Origin of the sequence: Cryobacterium sp. Y62 (assembly GCF_002929785.1) — a bacterium.
Classification (GTDB): domain Bacteria; phylum Actinomycetota; class Actinomycetes; order Actinomycetales; family Microbacteriaceae; genus Cryobacterium.
Genome location: NZ_PJJK01000078.1, coordinates 1 through 17,516 on the forward strand (window position 1 = coordinate 1; position 17,516 = coordinate 17,516).

The following is a 17,516-nucleotide window of genomic DNA, read 5'->3' on the forward strand; positions in this document are numbered from 1 at the left end:
GCGCGAGGAACTCCACATCACCCTCCGCGAGGCAGCAGACCACGTCAACACCTGGCCCGGCACCCTCTCCCGAATCGAACGAGGACTCAGCCGAGACGACAACCTCGCTAACCAATTTCGGGACTGGCTCCACGAGCAAGAAGAAGCCCAAAATATCAATTGACAACTTGTGAGTCTTGGGGTGGCTGGTCCGGGACTGGCTGGCAGAGTTGGTATTGGTCGCTCCGCCGTGGTCGTGACTGATGACAAAACTGGCCCTCGCGGGTGCCTTGCCTCCGAACTGTCCGGCCGTGGTGGGTGACCGACGCCGGCCCGGCCCACCTCAGTGGCTTAAGAAGAAGCATGCCCGATCCGTGCGGATCGTGGCTCATTACAGGTATGCCCCGAAGTGATTCCTCTCCGGATCGGCGCCGGTCGTCAGCGACTGGATCATCGCCCATCTCAAAGACAGGAACCCGGACACTATGGACACCATAGTTGCGCACACTCATCCGTTCGTTATCGGCGTGGACACGCACGCCAGAACCCACACCTACGCTGTCCTCACGGCGGCAGGTCAGCACCTCGGAACCGAAACGTTCCCCAATACCGCCGCTGGTCGATCCCGCGCAATCAACTGGGCCGGGCGTCGCTCTGGCGGCGTCACCGATGCGCTCTGGGTGATCGAGGGAGCCGGGAGCTACGGCGCCCAGCTGGCCCGCAACGTAGCGGACACCGGCTACCGTGTTGTTGAGGCCGCACGCATGGGCCGGACGGGCCGGCGCGGCCTTGGGAAGTCCGACCCCTCGACGCACGTCGGATCGCCGCCGCTGTGCTGTCCTTACCGGTCAATCAACTCCGCACCCCGCGGCAGGATGAGGGCGTGCGGGCAGCAGCGCAAATCCTCCTAACTGCCCGCGATGGACTCGCCGCTGAGCGCACCCGCGCGGTGAACGCACACGAGAAGAAGCCCTCGCCGCGACCACCGCGCGCACAGAAGCAATACGTCTAGCCAAACGCATCCTCGAGTTAGACACCGAGCTCGGCCAAAACATGACGCGTAGTAGTGACCGCGTCGCAGCGATCCCTGCAGCCGAACTGCTGGAAAAAACCGGTATCGGTCCCGTCACCGCAGCCAGAACACTCGTCGCGTGGTCCCACCCGGGCCGGATCAAGAGCGAAGCCGCTTTCGCCGCGATCGCCGGCGTGAATCCAATTCCCGCATCATCAGGCAACACCACACGGCATCGACTAAACCGTGGCGGAGACCGCCAACTCAACCGTGCCTTGAACATCATCGCAATGGTCCGAATGGTCCACGACCCGGGAACACACGACTACGTCGAACGCCGACGCGCTGAGGGAAAGACCGACCGAGAGATCCGCCGCATCCACAAACGCTACCTGGCCAGAAGCATCTACCGGCACCTCAACACCGCGTCAGCCACAAAATTGGGGGTTGACGAGATATAGAAGCTTCACAGGAGCATCACGTGGGGCAGCGCTAGTCCAGACAACTGGTGGCGCAGTTCGGACGAGGTAGCGGCTAACCTTACCCGTCAGTCCGACCATTGTCATGTCTGGAGACATCGTTCACAGATGTTGCGGGGCATGGCGCACATTTCCTCCGAAATAACGCCTATAGGCTTCACCACGGCCAGGTCGGGGCTGATGCTCGCTTCCGCGGAGTTTCACACGTGTGCTCTTTCCAGCCAGATCAGCTGAAGAGCACCGTAACCTTGGTGAGGGTTTGGTAGATGCCAAAGATCAATGGGACCCCGACGATTATCCAGCCGAGTGCGAGTTGTGCCCTCTTCATGTCATGCCTCTCGGATGATTTCTCGAGCCGCTGAGCGAGGCGGATCGGGTTCGTGGAATGTGGGACCGACGGGCCGCACGAGCAGGTTGGCGATGAAGCCGACCACTAACAGCCCGACCATGGTCAATAGTGCTGGCTGATACGCCTGGGCCGTGAGCTCGCCCGGGGTGCCCTGGGCGTCCAGGAAGGCATTGACGATCAGCGGGCCGGCAATACCGGCGGCGGACCAGGCCGTCAGTAGACGGCCATGGATGGCGCCGACTTGGAAAGTGCCGAAGAGGTCCCGCAGATATGCCGGTGCCGCCGAGAATCCACCGCCGTAGAAAGAAATGATGATGAACGCCAGAATCACGTACAGGGCCGTCGTACTGGATCCGATAAGCGCAAGTAGTACGTACAAAACGGTACCGACGCCCAGATAGACCATGTAGATGTTCTTGCGTCCAGTGATATCTGACGTCGCAGACCAGACGAATCGGCCGCCCATGTTGGCAATGGACAATAGGCCGACGAAACCGCTGGCGACGATGGCCGTCACGAGGGACGTTCCATCGCTATGGCGGAAGAAGTCCTGGATCATGGGTGCGGCTTGTTCGAGGATCCCGATGCCCGCTGTCACGTTGCAGAAGAGCGCAATCCAGACGAGCCAAAACTGCTTGGTCTTGATTGCGTTTGATGCCGACACATGATTATTGGTCACCAGCGTTTTGGCCTTGGCCTTGGCCGGGTCGTAGCCGGAGGGCTTCCAACCCGCGGCGGGCACCTTGATCGTGAACGCGCCGAACATCATGTAGGCCAGGTAAATGACGGCGAGAGTGAGGAACAGTTTCCCGACTGCGTCGCCACTGGCTACCCAGCCGGCCGCAGCCGAATTGGGGTCATACCGGGCGAGTAAGACCGTGGAGATCGGGCTGGCAATCAGGGCGCCACCGCCGAAGCCCATGATGGCCATACCGGTGGCGAGGCCCGGCCGGTCCGGGAACCACTTGATCAGCGTTGACACCGGCGAAATATAACCGACACCCAGGCCAATCCCACCGATGAAACCGTACCCGAGATAAACGAGCCACAGTTGGTGGGAGAAAATACCGAGGGATCCGATCAGGAACCCACCAGACCAGAACAGTGCCGCGACGAACATGGCCTTGCGCGGGCCGTTCGTGTCTACCCAAGTTCCCATGGTCGCGGCCGAGAGCCCGAGCATAACGATGGCGATAGAGAAGATCACGCCGATTTGGGTCAGGCTGGCGTCAAAATACTCCACCAGAGCGGTCTTGTAGACGCTGGATGCGTACACTTGGCCGATGCACAAGTGCACGGCGAGGGCCGCCGGCGGGATCAGCCAACGGTTGAACCCGGGAGGGGCGATGGTGCGTTCTCGATCGAGCCAACTCATAAGATAACTCCGTTGATATGGTTGTGATGTGCAGAGCAGCCATGGCTGCGTGGTGGGAGCGGAGCAGGCTGCCACCGGCATTACAGTCACGGCAACCTCCTCCATCCAGTACTACTTCAGCTGTCTTAATGGCCGCCACTACCAGGGCTCGATTCACCGTCGGCCGTGTAGGAGGCGGCACCAACGCCAGCGAGTTGCCCACCGTTGACGATGAGATATTCGTCCCGAATAGGTCGATCGGCGAACCAGTCTTCGAGAATCTCCCGGGTGCCCGCGGCGTAACGAGACTGAGCGGAAAGAGTCGACCCTGAAACGTGGGGGGTCATGCCGTTATGCGGCATCGTGCGCCAGGGATGGTCGGCCGCCGGTGGCTGCGGGTACCAGACGTCGCCGGCATATCCGGCGAGTTGCCCTGACTCGAGAGCGCGTACGATCGCGTCACGGTCTGTGATCTCGGCGCGGGCCGTGTTGACGATGTAAGAGCCGCGTTTCATCGATGCGATCAGAGTGTCGTCGAAGAGGTGATAGGTCTCCGGATGCAACGGTGCATGGATCGATACAACGTCGACGGCTTGCACGAGAGAGGCAGCATCCGGGTGGAAAGTCAGGCCGAGTTCACGCTCAATCTCGGGGGACAGCCGGTTCTTGTCGGTGTAGTGTAAGTGGACGTCGAACGGTGCGAGTCGGCGCAAGACGGCACGGCCGATGCGGCCGGCCGCGATGACACCGACGTTCATTCCTTCGAGGTCATACGCGCGCTCGACGCTGTCGGCGATGTTCCAGCCACCATTGACGACCCATTCGTGGGACGGGAGGTAGTTACGAACGAGGGCGAGGATTTGCATGACCGCGTGCTCTGCGACACTGATGCTGTTGCTGTACGTCTCCTCGACCACGGTGATCCCCTGGCTGATTGCTGCGTCGAGGTCGACATGATCTGAACCGATGCCTGCCGTGATCGCAAGCTTCAAGTTCGGTGCCTTCGCGATCCTCTCTTTCGTCAAATAGGCCGGCCAGAACGGTTGGGAAATCACGATGTCTGCAGTCGCAAGTTCCCGCTCGAACACCGAATCCGGACCGTCTTTGTCCGAGGTGACAACTAATTCGTGTCCGGCCGATTCAAGAAATTTGCGCAAGCCAAGTTCGCCGGAGACCGATCCCAGTAGTTCACCCGGGGTAAAGTCAATGGCGGAAGGGCTTGGCAGCGTCTGACCGCCGGGGTAACCGTCGAGCACCGGGAGGGTATCGCGCGCGTATTGCGGTGGGTGCCCGGTAACGGAGTCCGGGTAGAGCACGAGGAGAATCTTGGCCATGTGGCCTCTTCCTGAGACGCCGGTCTGACAGGTGTCGCGCCCGGCTGATGCGCTTCACCCAGTTTCTGCCTCACCTCTCCAGCCTGTCCAAGACCAGAAATCGACCAGCCGATAGCTGTCAGCTATCGAACCGCCTTCACTGTGGATGCAGCAGTACCCGACACACCCATCGAAAGCTCCTGGTCGAACAGTTCATCCAGCGACAGCTTCGCTGCAACCGTCGCGAACGCACGAGCAATGACCGAACCAGGCGAAGGCGCGCTGATCGCCACGACAACGCGTGCGGTTGCGATCGGATCGACCAGCGGTATAACTCGTGTCCGCGGAGATGGGGTGATAGTTTGCACCCACGTATGCGGCACTATGCTCGCCCACCGGCCTGTCTTCATATGGGCGTGGAGGGAGGCAATCGAATCCGTCTCCACCTGAGGTGCCAGCTGCACGTGGTTCCGCGAGAACGCTGCGTCGATCACTTGTCTGCTGCGCATTTCCGGCGTCAGCACGGCAAGTGGTAACCGGGACGCTTGTGCCCAGGTCATCGTGGTGGATATGTCGGGAATGAGCCTCTCGGAGGCAATGAGCACGTAGTGCTCCTCATAGAGAGGCACGACATCGAGTCTTGGGTCTTCGCTAGCATCGAGGTACGTCACACCAGCATCCAGCTCGAAATCATGTAATCGGCGTCCGATTTCGGTCGAAGATAGCGCCGATTTTATCTGCACTTTTGCCAACGGATGAGCAGCACAAAACGCGGCGACCAGCAATGCGACCGTTGTCGATGCGCTCGGCACGACGCCAAGCCGCAACACACCGGTCACGCCGGATTGGAGAGCCTGAACCTCCGCCTTGAACGCGTCACGTTCCGCCACAATTTGTTTTGCCCAAATCACCAACAATTCACCCTCCGCAGTCAGCCCTTCAAAAGCGTGATCACGGTTGATGAGAGAGACATTGAGCTCTTGCTCTAGTTTGCTAATTCCCGCAGACAGGGCGGGCTGGGAAACGTGACACGCGGCAGCCGCGTGCGCGAAATGTCGCTCCCTTGCGACAGCTACAAAATATTCAAGTTGGCGAAAAAGCACACGTTCTCCTTCGATTCGAGAGTGATGATCCTGACCTCCTGCCCCGAATCATATTGGTCCACCACCCTGACACAGAATCGACCCATGCGCAGTTCTTGTCGCCCGCCAGCGTAGTCAGCCTTAAGGCTACTTCGATGGATAGAGCAGGGGCAGTTGTCGCCGTGGACGACCGCTGAAAACTCACCAAATCATTGTCAGCTTGACGCCGCCGACCACCCAAAACCAAATCCGGACGCGCTAAAACCCATCGTCACCGGGCTTGACGCCTACGTCGTCACCCCGGGAGACGTACAACACCACCCCAGATCCACCACTACGCCGACCGATTGAAACCACTCCCCGCCTATCCGCGGGACCCGGAAACTCCGTAAATCAATCGAGCGCCTGCATGAACGTCGGGCACATGCTTCCCGCACCCTACGGACCGCCGTAACCAACCCCACATGAAAAAGCAACTGGTGGGCCGCATACGCGTTGTGGGTGTTCACCTTCTTGGCCACGAAGTTGTTCATCGGCTCGGTGGCGGCTGGGACAACTGCACCACGGGGTCGGGAAATCACAACGGATGCCACGGTCGTCACCCGCGGAGTGCCAGGTGGCTCCGCGGGTGACGCACCCATCCGTGTGTTCAAGGATGATGTGCTCGCCCACTTTGGTAACCCGTTGCTCGACGTGCGGTCCTCGGAGGAGTGCAGCGGTGAGTGCACATCAATGTCGGTTTATCCGTTCACGGCCCGCGACGAGCTCGACGCCATCTATCGGGGCGAGGCCGTTCTCACCGAGGGCGACAATGTCATCGCTGTATCGCTGTATCGCCGGGCGTTCGAGTCACACCTGGTTCGTGCTGACCCCCTTACTCAAGAGCGAGGGGGTCAGCAACTATGACGGTTCTTGGGTTGAGTGGGGTAGCGCCGTTTGGGTCTCGATCGTTGTGGGCACCACGAGACCTGAGGCGGTTCAGACTTAGGCTTGCATCATGAATCTCAATGAGCTTTCTATCCTCAGCTTGTATTCGGCGATGGCCGTGTATGCGCTGGCATTCATCGCCTTCGCGATTGACCTGGCGAAGCGTTCGTCGGCAGTGGGCATGGCGACGGATGCCGTGGCTGCCAACCCCGCGCAGGCCGGTGTGGGGGCATCCGGTGGCGCCACGACCACCCTCACTCGCCTCAGTGCACGCATTGCGAATGACGCGACCACCCCGTATGACCGCTCGGCCAGCATGCGCGTAGGCGTGTCGCTTACCGTGCTCGCCTGGGCTTTGCACCTCATGGCCGATGCGCTGCGCGGTGTTGCCGCCGGTCGTGTTCCGTGGGCGAATATGTACGAGTTCGCGATGACCGGCACGCTTCTCATCGTTACGGTGTTTCTGATCGTGCTGACGAAGGCCGACCTGCGCTTCCTCGGCACGTTCGTCATCGGGCTAATTCTGGTGCTGCTGGGTATCGCGGCCCTCAAGTTCTACGTCGAGGTCGCACCCTTACCGCCGGCACTGCAGTCGGCGTGGCTCGTCATCCATGTTTTCGTGGCGTCACTTGGCACGGGCTTTTTCGCGCTCGGCTTCGCGCTGTCCGTGGTTCAGCTGCTGCAGTTCAGGCGGGAAAGTCTCTTAGCCGACGCCAAAACCGTTAGCCTGCGGTTCCTGGCCACGCTGCCCTCAGCCGCGACCCTCGAAAACCTCGCCTACCGGATCAACATCCTTGGATTTATCCTCTGGACCTTTACGCTTATGGCCGGCTCGATCTGGGCTGAAAAAGCCTGGGGACGTTATTGGGGTTGGGACACGAAGGAAGTCTGGACCTTCATCGTCTGGGTCCTCTACGCTGGTTACATCCACGCACGAGCGACCCGCGGATGGCGTAGTTCACGGTCGGCGTGGCTGGCAATCATCGGGTTCGCCGCCGTCATGTTCAACTTCGGCATCGTGAACGTGTTCTTCAACGGCCTGCACTCGTACTCGGGGCTGTAAACACTTCGCTTCCACTTGGGACCTCTCCCTCTCGAGCCGAAAATAAGCCACGGAAGTGTAAGAAAAGCCTAGAGTATTTCTGAAGCCGTGTGCAGGCGAGACCGCACCAGCGTGAAGCCCAGCGTAGATAGCCCAAAGGAGCACCATGACCGCCACCATCACAGATACCATCGCCCCCAGCACCACATCCCATGGTGTTGGCCTCACTGACGCCGCTGCGCAGAAGATTCGTAGCCTGCTCACTCAGGAGGGCCGCGTCGACCTTCACCTGCGCGTTGCCGTTCAGCCCGGTGGTTGCTCCGGCCTGATCTACCAGCTCTATTTTGACGAGCGGGTGCTCGACGGTGATGCCTTGGTCGACTTTGACGGTGTTGGGGTCGTCTTGGACAAGATGAGTGTGCCGTATCTTGAGGGGGCGTCCATCGACTTCGAGGACACCATTGCGGAGCAGGGCTTCACCATCGACAACCCGAACGCGGGCAGCAGTTGCGCCTGTGGAGATTCCTTCAGCTAGTCGCGATTCACACGGTTTTCGAGGAGATCATCCGCAGGGATGGTCTGCCAATCGCGTTTATTGCTCGCGAAGAAGGTATCTGCCCGTCCGTTTCTGAGCGAAGTTGCTGAACAATTCTCCTGACGAGCACTACAGCCTGGGCCGCGGCGAATGTATCCGTAGGCCTTATGCCGCCACGCGTTACCTTATTAACGAGGTCCCATGCGGCTTTCACGAGCACCCGCAACCCGGCACACCGGTCCCACGGCGTACTACGACAGAAAGTAGTCAAGCCATGCCGCCGCGTCGGCTGCCTTCGGTGCCGTCTTCTTTTTTCGGTATGAGAGCCGAGTCGGCAATAGGCTTCGCCACGTCTATCATCACTTCTCGGCTCCGACGCTGAAGCTAGGCTCAGGCTTGCGACCATTTCTCGGAGCGCAAGCAGCCGTGCTGTACGGAGCAGGATATGAGGTCGCACCCGGAACTGGGGCCGGTATCTGATCATCGCCAGCCCCTGGCCAGCCAAGAATAGCGGCAGTCGGCTCCCCAACCAGCACATCTCGTGGCTGTCGAGGAAACGAAAAGTAGCGGTTGTGATCGGCTACTCACTCTTATGACTGAGTTCACCGCTGCCGTCCATTGAACGACCACGTGGCAGCCTCGTCGTGAACGGTCGTTTGCGTCGACGCCAAGGCGTATTCGAATTCGAAGCAGGTCAAGCGCAGGAATCGCGTCGGCCACGACACGTTGCGAAGTCGGGGCCCGGCCGTAATGGCCCAGGCCCCGCCATTCGTCAGCGAATGTCGAAGCGGTCCAGGTTCATCACCTTGGTCCAGGCCGCGACAAAGTCGTCGACGAACTTCTTCTTGGCGTTGTCACTGCCGTAGACCTCCGCGACGGCCCGCAGCTCGGAGTTCGAGCCGAACACGAGGTCCGCACGCGTACCGACCCACTTGGGCTCGCCGGTTGCCAGATCAGTGCCACTGTACGCGTGCTCTCCCGGGTCGAGCGCACTCCACTTGGTGCCGATGTCGAGCAGGTTCGCGAAGAAGTCGTTCGTGAGAACGCCCGGAGTCATCGTGAACACGCCGTGCGATGAGCTGTCGTAATTGGCGCCGAGCACGCGCAGGCCACCGACCAGCACGGTCATTTCCGGTGCGCTCACGGTGAGCAGGTTCGCCCGATCGATGAGGTGGTACTCGGCCGGGAGCAGGGCGCGGGGACCGCTGTAGTTGCGGAAACCGTCGGCAACCGGTTCCAGGTAAGTGAATGCCTCAGCATCCGTTTGTTCCTCGAGAGCATCGACACGGCCGGGCGTGAACGGGGCCACGACCGGGAAGCCGGCAGCTTGCGCCGCCTGCTCGACTCCGACATTGCCCGCAAGCACGATGAGGTCGGCCAGCGATACCTGCCGGGTGGACGACGCGTTGACATCCTTCCGAATACTTTCCAGGGCGGTCAGTACCTTGGCCAGCTGGGCCGGGTTGTTGACCGGCCAGCTTTTCTGCGGCTCGAAGCGGATGCGCGCACCGTTTGCGCCGCCCCGCTTGTCGCTTCCGCGGAAGGTCGATGCGGACGCCCACGCGGTGGAGACCAGCTGGGAGACGGTGAGCCCCGACGCGAGCAGGCGTTCCGTGAGGGCGGCGATCTCGGTGGCACCGATGGCGTCACCGATCGCGTCGGGCAGCGGGTCCTGCCAGATCAGTTCCTCGGTCGGAACCTCCGGGCCGAGGTAGCGAGCCTTGGGGCCCATGTCGCGGTGAGTGAGCTTGAACCAGGCGCGGGCGAAGGCATCCGCCAGGGCGTCCTGATCCTCGGCGAAGTGACGGCTGATCGCCTCGTAGGCGGGGTCGACCCGCAGCGCGATGTCACTGGTGAGCATGCGCGGCTCACGGTGCTGCGAGGCGTCGTGGGCGAGCGGAACCATATCCGAGCCGGCACCGTTCTTCGGCCGCCACTGCTTGGCACCGGCCGGGGACTCCATGAGCTCCCACTCGTACGCGAAGAGGATGTGGAAGAATTCGTTGTCCCACCGCGCCGGGTGATAGGTCCAGGTGACTTCAAGGCCCGAGGTAATGGTGTCGTCACCCTTGCCGGTGCCGAACGAGTTCTCATAGCCCAGTCCCTGCGCTTCGAGCGGCGAGCTTTCGGGATTGGAGGCGAGGTGGCTGTCGGGAGCGGCACCGTGGGTTTTGCCGAACGTGTGTCCGCCGGCGATCAGCGCCACCGTCTCCTCGTCGTTCATAGCCATGCGCTTGAACGTCTCGCGGATGTCGCGGGCCGAGCCCAGCGGGTCGGGCTCCCCGTTCGGGCCCTCCGGGTTCACGTAAATGAGGCCCATTTGCACGGCGGCCAGCGGCTTGTCCAGGTCACGGTCGCCGGTGTAGCGCTTGTCGTCGAGCCAGGTGGTCTCCGGGCCCCAGTAGACGTCGTCGTCGGGCTCCCATGCGTCGATGCGACCGCCGGCGAAGCCGAATGTCTTGAAACCCATCGATTCGAGGGCAACGTTTCCCGAGAGAATCATCAGGTCCGCCCAGGAGATGTTCTGGCCGTACTTCTTCTTGATCGGCCAGAGCAAGCGACGGGCCTTGTCTAGGTTGACGTTGTCCGGCCAGCTGTTGATGGGTGCAAACCGCTGCTGGCCGGTTCCGGCCCCACCGCGGCCATCAAAAACGCGATAGGTGCCGGCGCTGTGCCAGGCCATCCGGATCACCAACGGACCGTAGTGGCCGAAGTCGGCGGGCCACCAATCCTGCGATGTGGTCAGTACCGTCTCGATGTCCGCCTTGACGGCGGTGAAATCGAGCGAGTTGAACGCTGCCGCGTAGTCGAAGTTTTCACCGAGCGGGTTGGTCACACCCGCCTCCTTGGCGAGAATCTTCACGTTCAGTTTCTCGGGAAACCAGCCGCGATTTTCGCCACCCTGGCTCGGCGACGTGGTGCGCTGTCCGTGGGGAACGGGGCATCCGTCGGCAATTGGTTCGGTCGTGTCATCGTCGGTTACGACGACGCCGTGGTTCTCGGGCATTCAGGATCCTTCCATGCTGGGTCGTTTGTTATCAGGGTCAGTGACGTTGGCAGAAGAACAGCCGGGGCAGGTACCCCAGTAGACGACCTCGGCCGCATCGATCACGAAGCCGTGATCATCGGACGGGATTAGGCAGGGTGTCTCGCCGACCGCGCAGTCGACGTCGACGACAGCGCCGCAGGTGCGGCAGATCGCGTGATGATGGTTGTCTCCGATCCGTGCCTCATAGCGCGCCAGCGAACCCGCGGGCTGGATGCACCGCAACAGCCCGACCGTCGTTAATCGGTGCAGTGTGTCGTAGACGGCCTGATGCGACACGTCGGGAAGCTCTGCGCGGGTCGCGCCGATGATCGAGTCCGTCTGCGCGTGTGGGTGTGAGTGAACCGCGCGCAGCACCGCCACCCGCGGGCGGGTCACACGCAGCCCTGCTTCTCGCAGCATGTTCTGAACATCCACGAGTTCGAGCATGCATTGAGTCTGCTCCTTTTTCTTGATTGAATCAAGAGAACGAGTTCTCTGCGAACTGGGCTCCCGGAATTGGAATACCTGTGTGTCCTGAGAAGGTCGATGCAAACAACGGGTGCCCGGTCGCACCGCGGCCGCCGCATAAGCGATGTCACCGCGATGAACACATAGAGCAAGTAAACATTCACGTCCCCGGACTGCAACGGGTGAAGCAGTCCGGAAATCCACCCCACTGCGGTGATCGCGGACCGGTAACGTTACTGGACGAAGATCGGAGTGATCGACGCGTTCATCGCCCTCGCCCACGCGATCATCATCGTCAGGCGCCTCGTTCGAGAAGGCTGGACGCGCTACCGCCCGGTGGGGGTCGCTAGGCGAATCGGTTAGTCCGTGGTGAAGCGCGCGACGTGCCGGCGTTGCCACGGTGTCTCGACTAAGCGTGGGTTGCAGTACTCGCGAACGAACTTCACTGCTTTGTCGGCCGACACGCCGTCGAGCACGGCCATACACGCCAGCGCAGTGCCCGCGCGCCCATGACCGCTATCGCAGGTGATCTCTACTCGCCCTTTCTCCGAGCGAAGCCAGGCTTCACGCAGCGCGTCCCGTGCGTCGTCGAGGTCTACTTGGCAGCCAAATGTCGGGCTATGGCGCCCATCGTTCTTCCCCTTCGATCGGTGCCGGGCTCTGGCCTAGAAGGTAGCTCGCGAAGTCGAGCATAGCGCCACCTGGGATCGGTTGATGAAGGCCACGGCCGCGCAGCAATCGGCCCGACGGCAAACGCATCACGCCGAATCCGTCAGCATCCCAAATACTGCGCACGGTTCCAACATATCGGCTGACGAAGGATGAAACAGTGCCGATCGTGTGGATGGGCCCGTAAGTCGGACCTTGAGCGGACAGTTCCGCGATCTCTCGGCCAATCAGCCCGGCTGGTTCTCGGTCCGCGCTGTTTGCTCCGCCCGAGAGTAAGTCCGATGGCGGGGCGTCTAAGGCTATAATCCTGACGTATCGAAAGCGTTCGTCACCAGGAGGTCATGTCCGTCCTGACCTCCCGCGCCTGACGGACATTTTCCCGGACCGGGTAAACGATCATCCACCTGCCTCTTGGTGGAGTTGCATCTGATACCTGGGTGCATCTCAGCGGGAAAGTCCGCCACGTTCATGTTGTTGCACCGCTGATTTATCAGCTCGCCGCACTTTCGGTGCACGCCCGCGCTGTGACCGGATCGCTTCGCGCGGGTGCTTCGCCTGGTCGTCGTCCGCGAGAATGCGGGCGTCGATGGTTTCTGGTTGGCCTTGCCTTCGAGGCTTACGGCGAACTGCTGGCGGTGTCATGTGCGGTGATGATGGTCGGGCTTGAAAAAGCTCCGCCGGAGGATTCCGGCGGAGCGTTCGTCGTCGCGGTGGTCAGTGAGTTCGCGAATCATCGAGCAAGGAATGTGGAGTACCGAGTCTTCCATCTACCGACACCATCGCCCGCGTAGTAGTTGCGCACGAACGGGCACGACAGCGGATTCGAAAAGTCTCACGCCAAAACGATAAATCATCAGCACGACACGCCGACGACCTGAATAGGTGTCATCGGTGGGCTATCGTCGGTAGCAGTGACACGGGGTGCCCCGCCGGCGAAGGCCGATCCGGAGCTGAGATGACACCCGTCGAACCTGATCCAGTTAGCACTGGCGAAGGGATGTCCGAACCCGGGAACGCTAGCCGCGCGGTTCATGCCTTCGCCCCGGTTGAAAGGCAGTTCCATGACCTCTGCAACACTCTCTCTTGCCCTGCCCATCCGTGACCAGGTGGTGTTGTTCACCGGTGGCGCCCGTGGGCTCGGGGCCCGCCTGGTGCAATCGTTCCTAGGCGAAGACGCCCGAGTGGTGGTTAACTACCTGGGCAGTGCCGCCGCCGCCCGAGAAACCGCCGCCGCATTCCCGAAACGAGCGGTGGCCATTCAGTCGGACGTGTGTGATCCTGCCCAGGTCGCTGCCCTGGTCGATGAGGCGGCGGCGTATTTCGGCTCGCCGATCAACACCGTCATCAATAATGCCCTTGCCGATTTCTCGTTCAATGGGGATGCCCGGCCGCACGCGGACGCATTGACCTGGGAAAACCTGGATCAGCAATTTTCCGGTACCGTTCGCGGTGCCCTCAACACCGTGCAGTCGGCGCTGCCCGGGATGCGTGCGACCGGCTTTGGGCGGATCATCAATGTTGGCACTAACCTCTTCCAAAACCCGGTGGTCCCTTACCACGACTACACCGCGGCCAAGGCTGCTCTGCTTTCGCTGACCCGCACCCTCGCGCACGATCTGGGCCCGGACGGCATCACCGTAAACATGGTTTCGGGCGGACTCTTGCGCACCACGGATGCCAGGTCGGCCACGCCGGAAGCGGTCTTTGACCTGATTGCGGCCGGAACACCCCTTCGCCGGGTCACCACGCCGGAGGAGTTCGCGGACGCCGCGCTCTTCTTCGCCTCACCCTGGTCGCGATCGGTTACCGGACAAAATCTGGTGGTTGACGGCGGACTGGTGATGGGCTGATGCCCCGCGCAGTGCGCAGCATGCACCTGAACTTGTTCATCTCGGGCTGCGGGCACCACAAAGCGGCGTGGCGGCATTCGGAATCGTCGGCGGAGCGGCTGGGAGATGTCGGTTATTTTGAGGAGCTGGCCCGCACGGCCGAGCGCGGACTGCTGGATGCGGTGTTCTTCGCGGACGGTCAGTCGGCCGGTAATGTCGCCGATGGCCCCCGCGGGTTCCTCGAGCCGCTGACAGCCCTGGCCGCCATGAGTCGGGCCACGAAACGAATCGGGCTGGTCAGCACCGTCTCCAGCACGTTTTACACCCCGTTCCACGCCGCGCGGATGCTGGCATCATTGGACCATATTTCCGGTGGCCGAGTCGGTTGGAATGTCGTGACATCCATGTTCGACGCTGAGGCCCGCAATCACGGGCTGGAGCAGATGCCGGACCACGCGGGGCGCTATGCCCGCGCCGACGAGTTTGTGGACGTCGTTCTGCGACTGTGGGATTCCTGGGCCGATGACGCGCTGCGTTATGACCGGGCCGGCAACTACGCGGACCCGGGCCGCGTGAACCCGATCAACCACTGCGGGGAACACTTCCGGGTGGACGGGCCACTGAACGTGCCGCGCCCGCCGCAGGGGCATCCGGTGCTGTTTCAGGCCGGTTCCTCCGAGCCTGGCCGAGAGCTGGCCGCCCGCCGGGCGGAGGCCATTTACGCCGTCGCCGCCGATCTTGACAGTGCCTGCGAGTACTACCTCGACGTCAAGGCCCGGATTCGCGCAGCCGGTCGCAACCCGGATGCCGTGGCGATCATGCCGGGGCTCGTGACCTACGTGGGTTCCACCGAAGCCGAGGCCAGGGCGCTGCAACGGGAGCTGGACGACCTGCTGCCAGCCGAGGATTCCCTCCGCCAGCTGGGCCAGTTCATCGGGCAGGACTGCATGGACTGGGAGCTGGACGCGCCGATTCCGGCCCTGCCACCGCTGAGCGAATTCACCGGGCCCCAAGGCCGATACGCCACCATCCTGCGCATCATCGCCACCGAACAATCCACCGCCGAGTCCAAGGCGCGCCCGACTGTGCGCGAGCTGCTGGGCCGCCTGGCGGCCGGCGGCGGGCACGCCACGATGGTGGGCACTCCGGAGCAGATTGCGGATGAGATGACCCGATGGTTTGAACACGGCGGCGCCGACGGCTTCAATCTGATGCCGCCAACCCTGCCGGGAGGCATCGACGATTTCGTGGACCATGTGGTTCCGGTGCTGCAGCGGCGGGGGCTGTTCCGCCGCGAGTATGCCGCCAGCACGTTGCGCGGACACCTCGGCCTGCCCCGGCCAAAGTCACCCGTATCAGTCGAGGCTCTGGCTCCTGAGTCTCCGACACCCGAGGCCTAATCCAGTGGTGGCAGGCAAGCGTGGATTTTCCGGGCGGCCTCCGTCGGATCCGCCGCCTCGGTGATCGCACGAACGACCACGATACGACTCGCTCCGGCCGCGACGACCTGCTCGACGTTTTCCAGGTCGATGCCCCCAATGGCATACCAGGGCTGCGTGCTTTCGGCCGCCAGCACCCGTTCCGCGGCGTACCGCACCAGTTCCAACCCGACGGCGGCACGCCCGGGTTTGGTGGGCGTCGCCCAGACCGGGCCGACACAGAAGTAGTCAAGGCCGGGGGCGGCCAGCGCGTCGGTCACCTGCTCCGGCGTATGGCTGGAGAGTCCGATTCTGGTTTTGGGGCCCAGAAGAGAGCGGGCGGAAGCCAGCGGGAGATCTTTCTGGCCGATGTGCAAGACCGGCGCTTGGCTGACGGATGCGATGTCCGCCCGGTCGTTGACGGCCCACAACTTGCCGTGGCGCTCGGCTGAGCTCTGGAGCACGCGCAGGAGTTCCAGTTCCTCGGCAGCCTCGAGGGTTTTATCCCGGAGCTGGATGATGTCGACTCCCCCCTCGAAGGCGGCATCCAGGAACGCGGAAAAATCACCGCGCTCGGTGCGGGCATCCGTGCACAGGTACAGCTGGGCGTGATCGTGGGCCATTGGAACTATACTAAAGGCGATCTACGGGAGCCTGCACCACATCGGGGAGACAGGCTGAGAGGGCACCGGTTACTCATTCACCGGCCGACCGTGTTGTGTTCAACAACAGACCTGATCCGGCTAGTACCGGCGTAGGGAAGGAATGCTTTTTGACTGAATCACATGTTCTGGCAGACGTAGATGTGGCCGTGATCGGCGCTGGCATTATCGGTCTCGGAATTGCCTGGACTGCGGCGCAATCCGGCCGTACCGTCGCCGTCATCGACCCAGCGCCGGCCTCGGGGGCAACATATGCGGCAGCAGGCATGCTGGCTCCGGTCAGCGAGCTGCACTATCAGGAAGAAGACCTCCTGGAGCTGACGCTGGCCTCCGCGGCGTTGTATCCAGCCTTTGTGAAACCGCTCGAGACGTCTGAAGCCTCCACCGGGTACCGGCTGACCAGAACGATAACCGTGGGCGCGGACGCCGCCGACCGACAGGCGTTGGCCGATCTGCGCGAGGTGCAGCTTCGACATGGACTACTGGTGCAGCCGCTGACCATCCGCGAGGCACGGTCCATGGAACCCCTGTTGGGTCCCCAACTGTCCAGCGCCTTTAACGTCGAACAGGATCATCAGGCCGATCCCCGACTATTGGCCGGTCGGCTGGAATCCGCCATCGCGGTCACCGCCAGGAACGACAAATGGACCCACAATCACTCGATTCGTCAGAACGCCGTCCGGCTGGTGCATGAAAACCATTCGGATACCACATCGCGAGTCACCGGCGTCACCCTCGCCGATGGCTCTTCGGTGAACGCGGGCGAGGTGATCGTCGCCAACGGCCTGGCCGCTTCCCAGCTCGACGGGCTGCCCGCCGGGCTGAAATTACCGCTGCGTCCCGTTTACGGAGACATCCTGCGCCTGCGCATTCCAGAGCGCCTCCAGCCACTGCTCACGGCAACCATTCGCGGACTGGTCCGCGGCCTACCGGTGTATCTCGTTCCGCGTTCCGACGGCACGCTCGTGATCGGCGCAACTTCCCGCGAGGACGGTTCTGCGGCGGTATCCGCCGGCGGTGTGCATCAACTGCTGCGGGATGCCCAGGTGCTCGTGCCTGCCGTCGCCGAGTTGGAACTCATTGAGACCACGGCCCGCGCGCGGCCGGGAACACCCGACAATGCGCCGCTGCTCGGACGCGTGTCCCGCGCCCCGGGACTCGGCGGTCGAGACATTGCCGGTCTGATCATCGCAACGGGTTTTTTCCGCCACGGTGTGCTGCTCACCCCGATCGCGGCTCAGCTCTGCAGGCAACTGATTGACGGCACGACCGACGCACGGTGGAGCCGCTTTCGTCCCGACCGTTTTTCACGACCCACCATCTCGAAGGAGGCCCAGATTGGCTGAACCATCCGTGGCTGAAACACGCCT

At 62.2% G+C, this 17,516-nt stretch carries 13 protein-coding genes, 1 pseudogene and 2 riboswitches; of the genes and pseudogenes, 8 read left to right on the forward strand and 6 right to left on the reverse strand.

Annotated features, from left to right (window positions below):
- The first annotated feature begins 464 nt into the window (after positions 1 to 464).
- Positions 465 to 1,452: pseudogene (locus tag CXY71_RS03040) on the forward strand (transposase).
- Positions 1,453 to 1,799: 347 nt separating this feature from the next.
- Here CXY71_RS03040 and CXY71_RS03045 read toward each other — a convergent pair.
- The 3 genes from CXY71_RS03045 to CXY71_RS03055 form a co-directional block, all read right to left on the reverse strand.
- Complete coding sequence (locus tag CXY71_RS03045; protein WP_104134222.1) at positions 1,800 to 3,194, reverse strand: OFA family MFS transporter; 1,395 nt, start codon at positions 3,192 to 3,194, stop codon at positions 1,800 to 1,802.
- Positions 3,195 to 3,319: 125 nt separating this feature from the next.
- Positions 3,320 to 4,507: an NAD-dependent formate dehydrogenase gene (locus CXY71_RS03050; RefSeq protein ID WP_104134223.1), complete on the reverse strand. Its 1,188-nt coding sequence runs from the start codon at positions 4,505 to 4,507 to the stop codon at positions 3,320 to 3,322.
- 122 nt (positions 4,508 to 4,629) lie between these two features.
- A complete protein-coding gene (locus CXY71_RS03055; protein WP_104134224.1) occupies positions 4,630 to 5,589 on the reverse strand; it encodes a LysR family transcriptional regulator in 960 nt (319 codons plus the stop codon).
- A 480-nt stretch (positions 5,590 to 6,069) separates the two neighbouring features.
- On the opposite strand from CXY71_RS03055, the gene CXY71_RS03060 reads away from it, so the two are divergent.
- The 3 genes from CXY71_RS03060 (at position 6,070) to CXY71_RS03070 (ending at position 8,072) form a co-directional block, all read left to right on the forward strand.
- Complete coding sequence (locus CXY71_RS03060; protein WP_104134225.1) at positions 6,070 to 6,474, forward strand: hypothetical protein; 405 nt, start codon at positions 6,070 to 6,072, stop codon at positions 6,472 to 6,474.
- 91 nt (positions 6,475 to 6,565) lie between these two features.
- Positions 6,566 to 7,558 (forward strand): c-type cytochrome biogenesis protein CcsB, encoded by a 993-nt coding sequence (ccsB, locus tag CXY71_RS03065; protein ID WP_104134226.1) that lies wholly within the window; start codon positions 6,566 to 6,568, stop codon positions 7,556 to 7,558.
- A 145-nt stretch (positions 7,559 to 7,703) separates the two neighbouring features.
- Positions 7,704 to 8,072, forward strand: a complete 369-nt coding sequence (locus CXY71_RS03070; RefSeq protein ID WP_104134227.1) for an iron-sulfur cluster assembly accessory protein — start codon at positions 7,704 to 7,706, stop codon at positions 8,070 to 8,072.
- 772 nt (positions 8,073 to 8,844) lie between these two features.
- Here CXY71_RS03070 and katG read toward each other — a convergent pair.
- Together katG and CXY71_RS03080 are read right to left on the reverse strand one after the other, a co-directional pair.
- The gene (gene katG / locus CXY71_RS03075; RefSeq protein ID WP_104134228.1) at positions 8,845 to 11,079 is read right to left on the reverse strand and encodes a catalase/peroxidase HPI; all 2,235 of its coding nucleotides are present in this window, start codon (positions 11,077 to 11,079) and stop codon (positions 8,845 to 8,847) included.
- Positions 11,080 to 11,547, reverse strand: a complete 468-nt coding sequence (locus tag CXY71_RS03080; protein WP_199184189.1) for a Fur family transcriptional regulator — start codon at positions 11,545 to 11,547, stop codon at positions 11,080 to 11,082.
- Between the two features lie 1,127 nt (positions 11,548 to 12,674).
- Between CXY71_RS03080 and CXY71_RS21740 the strand changes: the two genes are divergently transcribed.
- The 3 genes from CXY71_RS21740 to CXY71_RS03095 all read left to right on the forward strand — a co-directional run bounded on the left by CXY71_RS21740 (position 12,675) and on the right by CXY71_RS03095 (position 15,466).
- Positions 12,675 to 13,028 carry a hypothetical protein gene (locus CXY71_RS21740; protein ID WP_146072731.1) on the forward strand — a complete coding sequence of 118 codons (354 nt, stop codon included), beginning with the start codon at positions 12,675 to 12,677 and terminating at the stop codon, positions 13,026 to 13,028.
- 116 nt (positions 13,029 to 13,144) lie between these two features.
- Positions 13,145 to 13,252: riboswitch (TPP riboswitch) on the forward strand.
- A gap of 46 nt (positions 13,253 to 13,298) precedes the next feature.
- On the forward strand, positions 13,299 to 14,087 hold the full coding sequence (locus CXY71_RS03090; RefSeq protein WP_104134229.1) for a 3-oxoacyl-ACP reductase: 789 nt from the start codon (positions 13,299 to 13,301) through the stop codon (positions 14,085 to 14,087).
- A complete protein-coding gene (locus CXY71_RS03095; RefSeq protein ID WP_199184190.1) occupies positions 14,087 to 15,466 on the forward strand; it encodes an LLM class flavin-dependent oxidoreductase in 1,380 nt (459 codons plus the stop codon). Before CXY71_RS03090 ends, CXY71_RS03095 begins: the two co-directional genes overlap by 1 nt.
- On the opposite strand, the gene thiE is transcribed toward CXY71_RS03095, so the two are convergent.
- Positions 15,463 to 16,107 carry a thiamine phosphate synthase gene (gene thiE / locus CXY71_RS03100; RefSeq protein ID WP_104134230.1) on the reverse strand — a complete coding sequence of 215 codons (645 nt, stop codon included), beginning with the start codon at positions 16,105 to 16,107 and terminating at the stop codon, positions 15,463 to 15,465. The genes CXY71_RS03095 and thiE overlap by 4 nt on opposite strands.
- Positions 16,108 to 16,123: 16 nt before the next feature.
- A riboswitch (TPP riboswitch) is annotated at positions 16,124 to 16,262 on the forward strand.
- Here thiE and thiO point away from each other — a divergent pair.
- Complete coding sequence (gene thiO / locus CXY71_RS03105; protein WP_104134242.1) at positions 16,257 to 17,492, forward strand: glycine oxidase ThiO; 1,236 nt, start codon at positions 16,257 to 16,259, stop codon at positions 17,490 to 17,492. It overlaps the preceding riboswitch by 6 nt.
- The last annotated feature ends 24 nt before the right edge of the window (positions 17,493 to 17,516 follow it).

Coding starts and splice junctions, on each gene's coding strand:
- CXY71_RS03080 (WP_199184189.1), bottom strand. CDS start 11,547: ATGCTCGAACTCGTGGATGTTCAGAACATGCTGCGAGAAGCAGGGCTG.
- CXY71_RS03045 (WP_104134222.1), bottom strand. CDS start 3,194: ATGAGTTGGCTCGATCGAGAACGCACCATCGCCCCTCCCGGGTTCAAC.
- CXY71_RS03070 (WP_104134227.1), top strand. CDS start 7,704: ATGACCGCCACCATCACAGATACCATCGCCCCCAGCACCACATCCCAT.
- CXY71_RS03050 (WP_104134223.1), bottom strand. CDS start 4,507: ATGGCCAAGATTCTCCTCGTGCTCTACCCGGACTCCGTTACCGGGCAC.
- CXY71_RS03095 (WP_199184190.1), top strand. CDS start 14,087: ATGCCCCGCGCAGTGCGCAGCATGCACCTGAACTTGTTCATCTCGGGC.
- katG (WP_104134228.1), bottom strand. CDS start 11,079: ATGCCCGAGAACCACGGCGTCGTCGTAACCGACGATGACACGACCGAA.
- thiE (WP_104134230.1), bottom strand. CDS start 16,107: ATGGCCCACGATCACGCCCAGCTGTACCTGTGCACGGATGCCCGCACC.
- CXY71_RS03090 (WP_104134229.1), top strand. CDS start 13,299: ATGACCTCTGCAACACTCTCTCTTGCCCTGCCCATCCGTGACCAGGTG.
- ccsB (WP_104134226.1), top strand. CDS start 6,566: ATGAATCTCAATGAGCTTTCTATCCTCAGCTTGTATTCGGCGATGGCC.